The sequence below is a fragment of the Streptomyces alkaliterrae genome, from assembly GCF_007097205.2.
In the GTDB taxonomy this organism is placed as follows: Bacteria; Actinomycetota; Actinomycetes; order Streptomycetales; family Streptomycetaceae; genus Streptomyces; species Streptomyces alkaliterrae.
The window spans coordinates 1-9,457 of the sequence record NZ_VJYK02000214.1; the positions used below are offsets into that span (position 1 = coordinate 1).

General features: G+C 71.2%; 10 protein-coding genes. 5 read left to right on the plus strand and 5 right to left on the minus strand.

The genetic code is table 11. From position 1 onward, the window contains the following. Positions 1–709, plus strand: a 709-nt coding sequence (locus FNX44_RS28110) for an alpha/beta hydrolase (protein ID WP_369123540.1), incomplete at its 5' end; no start/stop codon positions are given. Positions 710–835: 126 nt separating this feature from the next. Continuing rightward, positions 836–1,174 carry an alpha-amylase inhibitor gene (locus FNX44_RS18730; protein ID WP_143649447.1) on the plus strand — a complete coding sequence of 113 codons (339 nt, stop codon included), beginning with the start codon at positions 836–838 and terminating at the stop codon, positions 1,172–1,174. Between the two features lie 207 nt (positions 1,175–1,381). On the opposite strand, the gene FNX44_RS18735 is transcribed toward FNX44_RS18730, so the two are convergent. Further along, positions 1,382–2,011, minus strand: a complete 630-nt coding sequence (locus FNX44_RS18735; protein WP_143649448.1) for an MSMEG_1061 family FMN-dependent PPOX-type flavoprotein — start codon at positions 2,009–2,011, stop codon at positions 1,382–1,384. A gap of 290 nt (positions 2,012–2,301) precedes the next feature. On the opposite strand from FNX44_RS18735, the gene FNX44_RS18740 reads away from it, so the two are divergent. Then, positions 2,302–2,604, plus strand: a complete 303-nt coding sequence (locus tag FNX44_RS18740) for a DUF1540 domain-containing protein (RefSeq protein ID WP_228450003.1) — start codon at positions 2,302–2,304, stop codon at positions 2,602–2,604. 59 nt (positions 2,605–2,663) lie between these two features. On the opposite strand, the gene FNX44_RS18745 is transcribed toward FNX44_RS18740, so the two are convergent. Continuing rightward, positions 2,664–3,599 carry a helix-turn-helix domain-containing protein gene (locus FNX44_RS18745; protein ID WP_143649449.1) on the minus strand — a complete coding sequence of 312 codons (936 nt, stop codon included), beginning with the start codon at positions 3,597–3,599 and terminating at the stop codon, positions 2,664–2,666. A gap of 128 nt (positions 3,600–3,727) precedes the next feature. Here FNX44_RS18745 and FNX44_RS18750 point away from each other — a divergent pair, with 128 nt between their 5' ends. After that, positions 3,728–4,795, plus strand: a complete 1,068-nt coding sequence (locus FNX44_RS18750; protein ID WP_153507446.1) for a saccharopine dehydrogenase family protein — start codon at positions 3,728–3,730, stop codon at positions 4,793–4,795. A 94-nt stretch (positions 4,796–4,889) separates the two neighbouring features. Here FNX44_RS18750 and thiC read toward each other — a convergent pair whose 3' ends face one another. Next, positions 4,890–6,689 (minus strand): phosphomethylpyrimidine synthase ThiC, encoded by a 1,800-nt coding sequence (gene thiC / locus FNX44_RS18755; RefSeq protein WP_143649450.1) that lies wholly within the window; start codon positions 6,687–6,689, stop codon positions 4,890–4,892. A 204-nt stretch (positions 6,690–6,893) separates the two neighbouring features. Between thiC and FNX44_RS18760 the strand changes: the two genes are divergently transcribed. Beyond that, positions 6,894–8,378: a YibE/F family protein gene (locus FNX44_RS18760; protein ID WP_143649451.1), complete on the plus strand. Its 1,485-nt coding sequence runs from the start codon at positions 6,894–6,896 to the stop codon at positions 8,376–8,378. Between the two features lie 29 nt (positions 8,379–8,407). On the opposite strand, the gene FNX44_RS18765 is transcribed toward FNX44_RS18760, so the two are convergent. Further along, complete coding sequence (locus FNX44_RS18765; protein WP_143649452.1) at positions 8,408–8,827, minus strand: SsgA family sporulation/cell division regulator; 420 nt, start codon at positions 8,825–8,827, stop codon at positions 8,408–8,410. 177 nt (positions 8,828–9,004) lie between these two features. Beyond that, positions 9,005–9,223 (minus strand): DUF5326 family protein, encoded by a 219-nt coding sequence (locus FNX44_RS18770; protein ID WP_143649453.1) that lies wholly within the window; start codon positions 9,221–9,223, stop codon positions 9,005–9,007. Between the last annotated feature and the right edge of the window lie 234 nt (positions 9,224–9,457).

A 9,457-nucleotide genomic window follows, 5' to 3' on the forward strand; every position in this document is an offset into this window, starting at 1 on the left:
ACCCACGCCGCCGCGCCCCCGCGAGCGGACCGGCCGCCTCGAACTCCACCTCCCCGACGGCGGCGACGGCCCCGCGCCCGCGATCCTGTTCGTCCACGGCGGTCCACTGCCGCCCGACGTGCGGCCCTCGCCGCTCGACTGGCCGACCCTGCGCGGCTACGGCCAGCACGTCGCCGCCCTCGGCGCCGTCGCTGCGACCGTGCACCACCGGCTCCACGACCTCGGCGCGTTCGGAACGGCGGCGGGCGACGTCGCGGAGGCCGTCGACCGCGTCCGGGCCGACCCACGCGTCGACGCCGACCGCATCGCGCTGTGGTTCCTCTCCGGCGGCGGCCTGCTGGCCGCCGACTGGCTCGCCGCGCCGCCCCCGTGGCTGCGCGGCATCGCGCTGACGTACCCGATCCTGGCCCCGCTCCCCAACTGGGGCCTCTCCGACTCCCGCTTCCGGCCCGCCGCCGCCCTACGCACCTCGCGCGGCACGACCCCGCCGATAGTCCTCACCCGCGTCGGACGGGAGATGCCGCAGATCGCCGAGACCGTGACGGCGTTCCTCAGCGCCGCCGAGCAGAGCGGAACGACCGTCGACCTCATCGACCTACCGGATGCCCCCCACGGCTTCGAGACGGTCCACCACACCGACCCCGCCCGCGAAGCGGTACACCGCGCCGCCCACACCATCCTCCATCATCTGACCACCACCCACCCCTGATCTCTGCAAGAGATTCCACCCGCAGATTCCGCCCAGGACCTACATCTCGCCCTCTTTGCAGACCAGTTGACTGAAAACAATTGCAAGCACTTGCGCAAGACGCGGGCACCTCTGAGGATCCTCGCCATGAGCAACCTCCTGTCGCGCATATCGCACCCGGCCGCCCTCACCGCCACCACAGCGGCGGGCCTCCTGATGGCCCTGACCGCCACCCCGTCCGCCGCTGCGGCGGTGAACACCGCGCCGCCGGAGTGCGTGCAGTACCACTCGAGTTGGCGCTACACGCACGTGGCCAACGGCTGTGACGCCGCCGTCGCCGTCACGGTCGAGTACACCAACGGCCAGGACGCCCCGTGCCGCGTCATCCAGCCCGGCGAGTGGGCGACCTTCTCCGGCTACGGCACCCAGTCCAACTACGTCACCGCACTCCGCTCGTGCGACCCCACCCCGGCCGCCGGCGTCTGACGCCGCCACCTCCCCGGCGCGGTGCGGCGTAGAGCATCACCCCTACGCCACACCGCACCGCCCGTCCGAGTTCCACCCGGTCAACGCGGTTGAGGAGCTTCTGATCCCGAGGCTTGCCCGTCGGGTGACGCAGGCCGCCGCCGCCAGGACACAGGGCCGACCGCTGTACCTCGAACACGGCGAGCGGCCTACGGGGCCGTAGGCGCGTCAGCCGTAGAGGCGCTTGGCGTAGTCGGGGCCGTAGTGGGTTTCGAGTTCTTCCAGGGTTTCCGGGCGGCGTTCCAGGAGTTTGGCGATCCGGACGCGCGGCGGAGCCAGGTCCGGGTTCCAACTCTCCGGCTTCCAGAGCTCGGAGCGCAGCAAGGCCTTCGCGCAGTGGTGGAAGACCTCGTCGATCTCGACCAGCAGGGCGAGCTTCGGGCGGTTTCCCTTCACGACCATCCGGTCGAAGAACGGGGCGTCCTCGAGGATGCGGGCTCTTCCGTTGATGCGGAGGGTGTCTCCACGACCGGGGATCAGGTAGAGCAGTCCGACGTGCGGGTTGCCGAGGATGTTGCGGAAGCCGTCGCCGCGCCGGTTTCCCGGCCGGTCGGGTATGGCGATCGTCGTGTCGTCGAGGACGAGGGTGAAGCCGGCCGGGTCGCCCTTGGGGGAGGTGTCGCACGTGCCGTCTGCGGCGGAGGTCGACATCAGGCACAGCGGCGAGGCGGCCAGCCACTGCTTGTCGTACTCGTGGAGGGCGCTCCGCGCCTTGCCCGCCGCCGACGGCGTCGGCTCACCGAGCAGTTCGCCCAGCCGCTCGACCGACTTCACCTCGACCAGGTCCGTGAGATCCACGGCCCCCACCCCCTCTGTTCGACACGTGATCTCCCGATCGAGCGTAGACGTGCCCGTCCGGCCATGGCACGTGCCCTCAGCGCTGAGTGCAGGCGTGGAGAGAAGAGCAGGAGGCCACGGTTGCCGTCGAGTGGGCCGCCTGCTGGCCCGGGTGGCGGCCCTCCGGCCACCAGCGACAGGTCGACGCGCTCGCGCCGTCCGGCTCCCGTCGAGATGCGGCGGCGCCGGGGCTGGCAGATCGTGGAGTTGAGGCAGGGAGCGGTCACCAGCTTGAGAAAGTGGGTTCTGCCATGGCAGCCACGCCCGTCATGCAACTTCCGGTCATCAGCGAATGCGCGGCGGAGGGCTGCGCCTACAACCAGGAGCACACCTGCCACGCCGTGGCGATCACGGTGGGAGATGTCAGCAACCCGACCTGCGACACGTTCGTGAGCGCCGACATGGAAGGCGGGGAGCCGTCCGTCACCGGCCGCGTGGGCGCGTGCAAGATGGCCGACTGCCGGCACAACAGCTCGCTGGAGTGCCACGCGCCGTCCATCAGCGTCGGCTACGAGCAGGAGCAGGTCGACTGCCTCACCTACGCCCGGGCGTGAGATCGGCGGCACGCTCGGCGGCGGCACGCTCAGCGGCGGCACGCTCAGGGGCGGCACGCTCAGGGGCGGAAGGTGCGGCGGTAGGTGTCGGGCGGGACGCCGACGCTGCGGTGGAAGTGGCGGCGCAGGGTGGCGGCGGTGCCCATGCCGGTGGCCGTGGCGATGGTGTCGACCGTGGCGTTGGTGGTCTCCAGGAGTTCCTGCGCGTGGCGGACGCGTTGGGCGTGGAGCCACTGCAGGGGCGTGGTGCCGGTCAGCTGTCTGAAGTGGCGGGCGAGGTGGCGTGAGCTCATGCGGGCCTGGCGGGCCAGGTGCTCCACGGTGAGCGGCTGGTCCAGCCGTTCGAGGGCCCAGGGGAGCAGTTCGCCCAGGGGGTGGTCGCCGGGCTCGGGCACGGGGGTGGAGATGAACTGGGCCTGCCCGCCGTCGCGGTGCGGTGGGGTGACCAGACGGCGGGCGACCTTGTTGGCGTTGGCCGAGCCGTGGTCGAGGCGGACCAGGTGCAGGCACAGGTCCATGGCGGCGGCCTTGCCGGCGGAGGTGAGGACGTCGCCGTTGTCGACGTAGAGGACGTCCGGATCGACGGTCGCCTGGGGGTGGCGCCGGGCCAGTTCCCGCGTGTGAGCCCAGTGTGTGGTGGCGCGCCTGCCGTGGAGCAGTCCGGCCGCGCCCAGTACGAAGGCGCCGGTGCACAGTGAGGCGACGCGGGCGCCCGCGGTGTGGGCGGCGCGTACCGCCTCGACCAGGTCGGCGGGCGGTTCGCGGTCCGTGTCGGCCCAGCCGGGGACGATCACCGTGTCCGCGTGCGCGAGGTGGTCGAGTCCGTGGTCGGGTTCGAGGCGGAACCGGTCGAGGCGCACCGGGCCGTTTCCGCAGACCGTGAAGTCGTACCAGGGCTCCACGAGGTGGGTCAGGTCGGCGCCGAAGACCTCGACGGCCAGGGACAGTTCGTAGTGGAGCATGCCGTCGGTGACGGCCAACGCGACAGCGGGCATGTCCGAAACTGTACGTGCCATGTCGTTTCCGACTCTCCTGCGGGATGCCGCCGCGAGGCCAGGATGTGGTTGTCAGGCCGCGGAGGAAACGGCAGCGCGGCGGTGTTCGCTTACACGGGAGCGGTCTCATGGGGCCAGGTCGGCTGGTGGCGGTGTTCGGCGCGTACGGTCACACCGGGAGGTTCGTGGTCGCGGAGCTGGTTGCGCGCGGGTTCGTCCCCGTGCCCTCCGGGCGCGACGCGCAGGCCCTGGGGAAGCTGGCCGACGAGCACGGCCTCGAGCCCCGGCCGGCATCGGTCGACGATCCGGCCTCGCTGGACCGGGCCCTGGCGGGAACGGCGGCGGTCGTCAACTGCGCCGGCCCCTTCGCGACGACCACCGGCCCCGTGATCGAAGCCGCACTCCGTGCGAAGATCCCCTACCTGGACGTGGCCGCCGAGCTCGAAGCGAATCTCGACACCTTCGCCCACTACCGCGAACGGGCCAAGCGCGCGGGAGCGGTGATCGTCCCCGCCATGGCCTTCTTCGGAGGGCTCGGCGATCTGCTGGCCACGGCGGCGATGGGCGACTGGGCCGCGGCCGACGAGGCCCACATCGCCTACGCGCTCAGCAGCTGGCATCCCACCGCCGGCACCCGCCTGTCCGGTGCCGTCTCCCGTGAGCGGCGCGGCGACGTCCGCCTGCGCTATCGCGGCGGACGGTGGGAGCGGCGCGCGGACGCCGCGCCCGCTCTGCGGTGGACCTTCCCGGAACCGGTGGGGCCCCGGGACGTGATCGGCGAGTTCACGATGGCGGACGTGGTCACCGTCGCCCAGCACCTGTCCATCGCCGATGTGACCACCTACATGACCGTCGAGGCGGTCCGCGACGTCGCCGCCCCCGGCACCCCGGCCCCGACCGCGACCGACCCGGGCGGGCGCTCCGACCAGACCTTCCTGGTCGACGCCGTCGTGCGCTCGGGCCGAGCCGAGCGCCGGGCCACGGCGAGCGGCCAGGACATCTACGCCGTCACCGCGCCGCTGGTCGTCGAAGCCCTCGAACGCGTCCTGACCGGCCGCACCAGGACCGTGGGCGTCGCCTCCGCCGGCGAGATCTTCGACGCCCCGGACTTCCTTCACGCCCTCGCCCCGCACCTCGCACTCGACCTGCGTCCGCGGTGGTCGCGGCGGACCTCGACGAACGAGCGCGTGAGCTGATCACGGCCGCACAGTACGCACCCGGCCCGCCGGTACGGGAGGTTCCGTACCGGCGGGCCGGGTGCGTGGTGGACGACGATCCGGCGCCGGAGGGTCAGTCAGCCAGCGGCAGGTAGACGCGGTTGCCCGACTCGGCGAACTCCTTGGACTTCTCGGCCATGCCGGCCTTGATCTCCTCGGCGCCGAGGGCGGGGCCGCCGAGGTCGCCGCCGTGTTCGCGGCGGATGTCCTGGGAGATCTTCATCGAGCAGAACTTCGGGCCGCACATCGAGCAGAAGTGGGCCGTCTTGGCGGGTTCCGCGGGCAGGGTCTCGTCGTGGTACTCGCGGGCCGTGTCCGGGTCGAGGGCCAGGTTGAACTGGTCCTCCCAGCGGAACTCGAAGCGGGCGTCGGACAACGCGTCGTCCCAGTCCTGCGCGCCCGGGTGGCCCTTGGCGACGTCGGCCGCGTGCGCGGCGATCTTGTAGGTGATGACGCCGGTCTTCACGTCGTCGCGGTTGGGCAGGCCCAGGTGCTCCTTCGGGGTGACGTAGCAGAGCATCGCGGTGCCCCACCAGCCGATCATCGCTGCGCCGATGCCCGAGGTGATGTGGTCGTAGGCGGGCGCGATGTCTGTGGTGAGCGGGCCGAGCGTGTAGAACGGGGCCTCCTCGCAGATCTCCTGCTGGAGGTCGATGTTCTCCTTGATCTTGTGCATCGGGACGTGACCCGGGCCTTCGATCATGGTCTGCACATCGTGGGCCTTGGCGATGCGGTTGAGTTCGCCGAGGGTCTGGAGTTCGGCGAACTGCGCCTCGTCGTTGGCGTCGGCGATGGAGCCGGGGCGCAGGCCGTCACCGAGCGAGAAGGTGACGTCGTAGGCGCGCAGGATCTCGCAGAGTTCCTCGAAGTGCGTGTAGAGGAAGCTCTCCTTGTGGTGGGCGAGGCACCAGGCGGCCATGATGGAGCCGCCGCGCGAGACGATGCCGGTCTTGCGGCGGGCGGTGAGCGGGACGTACCGCAGCAGCACGCCCGCGTGGACGGTCATGTAGTCGACGCCCTGCTCGCACTGCTCGATGACGGTGTCCTTGTAGACGTCCCAGGTCAGCTCCTCGGCGCGGCCGTCGACCTTCTCCAGCGCCTGGTAGAGCGGGACGGTGCCGATCGGCACGGGGGAGTTGCGCAGCACCCACTCGCGGGTGGTGTGGATGTTGCGGCCGGTGGAGAGGTCCATGACGGTGTCGGCGCCCCAGCGGGTGGCCCACGTCATCTTCTCGACCTCCTCCTCGATGGAGGAGGTGACGGCCGAGTTGCCGATGTTGGCGTTGACCTTCACGAGGAAGTTCTTGCCGATGATCATCGGTTCGATCTCGGGGTGGTTGACGTTCGCCGGGAGCACGGCGCGCCCGGCGGCGATCTCGTCGCGGACGAACTCCGGGCTGCGGTTCTCCCGGATCGCGACGTACTCCATCTCGGGGGTGATCTCGCCCCGGCGGGCGTACGCGAGCTGGGTGACGGCGAGGCGACGGCCGTCGGCGCCGGTGCGGCCCCGCCGCGGGAGGCGGGGGCGGCCGGGGAAGACGGCGTCGAGGTTGCGCAGCCCGCCGCGCGGCGAGGTGTGCCGGATGCCGTCGTCCTCCGGCTGCGGCTCGCGGCCGGGGTACTCCTCGGTGTCGCCGCGGCTGATGATCCAGTTGTCCCGCAGCGGGGCGAGCCCGCGGCGGACGTCGGTGTCGATCTGGGGGTCGGTGTACGGACCCGACGTGTCGTAGAGCGTCACGTCCTTGCCGTTGGTGAGGTGCACGCGGCGGACCGGCACCCGGATGTCCGGGCGCGAACCGCTCACGTAGCCCTTGTGCCAGCCGATCTCACGCGGCTGACCCTCTTCGGGCATGCGTGCATCCTGCATGGTCATGAGACCCACTCCCTACGCCGGCATTACCCGGTAACAGGTTCGGCGGTCGACGCAGCGATGTCCGTACGTTTCCGGATGTTTCCGGTGTACGGAAGGTCAGCGCCCTCTCAGCCCCGTGCTCGGAGCTCCCGCGATGTGCAAAAGCACCCCCACGCTAGCGGTTCGCCCCTTCGTCGCGCCAGGGGGTCTTGCGATGATCGGTCCGTGGACCAGTCACACAGCGAGCACCAGGACGGCCGGCGGCGACCGGAGCGGCACGGCGGCGACGCGTCGGCGCGCGGAGGGGAGGAGGGGCGGGACCACGGCGGGCACGGGCACGGCGAGGGTGATCACGGGCACGGCGGGAGCGGCGGGCACGGGCACGGCGGGAGCGGCGGGCACGGGCACGGATACGGCGGTCCGCCGCCGGAGCACGGCGCGGTGGCGACCGGGCACGGGCACCTGCACAGTCACGCGCACGCGCACGGCCCGGCCGCGCCCGTCTCCCGGCATCTGCGGAAGGTGATCGCGGCGGTCCTGATCCCGTTCGCGACGGCGGTGCTCGCCGGGCTCGTCCTGCTGTGGCCGGGCGGCGCGCCGGAGGGTGAGGGCGGGCGCACGGGCGTCGGCTTCGACCGGCAGATGGAGCAGGCCCGGGTGACGCAGGTGGTCGAGGTGGACTGCCGGGACGTCAACGTCGAGCAGGCGGAGGCGGACGCGTCGGCGCGCGGCCGCTGCCAGCAGGCGGAGGTGGAGGTGACGACCGGTCCGCACGTGGGGCGGAAGTTCACCGAGATCGTGACGCCGGACGCGACGCGGCGGCTGTCGACGGGTCAGGACGTGGTCGTCGCGTACGCGCCGCAGGCTCCGGAGGAGCTGCAGTACAGCGTCGTAGACGTGAACCGCACGTTCCCGATGGTGGTGTTGGCGGCGCTGTTCGCACTCGTGGTGGTGGCGATCGGACGGCTGCGCGGGCTGCTCGCGCTGGTCGGTCTGGTGGTGACGTTCGCGCTGCTTGTGCTGTTCATCCTGCCGGCGATCCTGCAGGGCTCGAACCCGCTGGTGGTGGCCGTGGTCGGGGGCAGCGCGATCATGCTGGTGACGATGTACCTGTGCCACGGGTTCTCGGCGCGGACGTCCGTGGCGGTCCTCGGCACGCTGATCTCACTGGTGCTGATCGGGCTGCTGGGCTCGCTGTTCATCGGCTGGGCGAGCCTGTCGGGGAACACGGACGACCAGACGGCGCTGGTGCACAGCCTGTATCCGGACATCGAGATCCGGGGCCTGCTGCTGGCGAGTGTGCTGATCGGTTCGCTCGGCGTGCTGGACGACGTGACGGTGACCCAGACGTCCGCCGTGTGGGAGCTCAAGGAGACCGATCCGTCCGCGAGTTGGCGTCGGGTGTACGCGTCCGCGATGCGGATCGGGCGGGACCACATCGCGTCGGTGGTGAACACGCTGGTGCTCGCGTACGCGGGCGCGGCGCTGCCGCTGCTCCTGCTGTTCTCGATCGCGGAGGCGAGCGTGGGTACGGTCGCGACGAGTGAGCTGGTGGCCGAGGAGATCGTACGGACGCTGGTCGGCTCGATCGGCCTGGTGGCGTCGGTGCCGGTGACGACGGCGCTGGCGGCGCTGGTGGCGTCGGCCGGGCTGGGCAGGCCCGACCCGGCGCCTGTCGGCGGCCGCGGCCGCCGACGCCGCAAGCGCTGACGCGCGGTGCCGCCCGACGCGATGAGGCGTCAGGCGCGGCCGCCGGTGAGGATGCGGTCGAGTTCGGCGTCGATGTCGTTCTCCGCGCTCTCGTGACCGAGCGGAACGATTCGGTCCGTGCGGTCGAGGAACGCGACGAGCGGCGGCGCGCTGACCCGGAAGACGGCGCGCTCGGCGCCGGCGTGGAGCTGGATGTGCAGGTCGGCGAGGTACTCGTCGTCGACGGGCCCGATGTGCACGTCCCCCTCGCCGGCCTGCCCGGTGATGCCGTCCACCAGGAGTTCGCGCCCGAAGACCCAGCTGACGGGGGCGTCTCCCGGCAGGCAGAAGGTGAAACGCACGGCGTAGGGGTCCTGCGCCTCGTAGACCAGTTCCACCGGGATTCGGAACGCGAGCTCCTCTGAGGCCAGGAAGCTCATCATGACGTGCGCCTGAACTGTCTCACCCATTGCGCTGCCCCCGATTTCTCGTGCTCGGCCGTGATGGGTATCGGTGAACCTCTGTGGTGAATCGTCCACCAAGATCGACAAACCCCACAATCCCGGGAGGTTCAAAGTCACCCGTTTGACAACGGGGTTGAGTCCGCTCGGGGCACGGCCGCGTCCGAACGCACGTCCCGGGCGGGCCTACCAGCCGCTTCCGGACGACGAGGAGGAGGACATGAACTTCCGCACGACGAAGAAGAGCACGGCCACGATCGCGGCGAACAGCAGCAGCTTGAACAGCAGCGTGAAGACGACGGCGAGCAGCCAGGTGACGGCCTTGAAGACGACGAGGGCGACGACGATGATCGCGACCCACTTCAGCCACGACGGCATTCCGGTGAAGGATTCCTTGACGCTCATGCTGTTTCCCTGCCTCCCGTCGGCCGCCGTCGGTCGGCGGCCTCCCTGCGTACGTGTGGTCGATACGTCACCGATGCTAGGCGGCCCGCGGCCGGGCCGGGAGTGCTCCCGCCCCCGGTCCTCCCCTGAACGGACCCTGACGTATCCCTGAGTGGAACGCTCCGACCAGCGGCCGAGTGCCCGGTTCGGACGGCTCGGGCCGGTGGCGCTGATCACGGTCGGAACGGCGGGCGG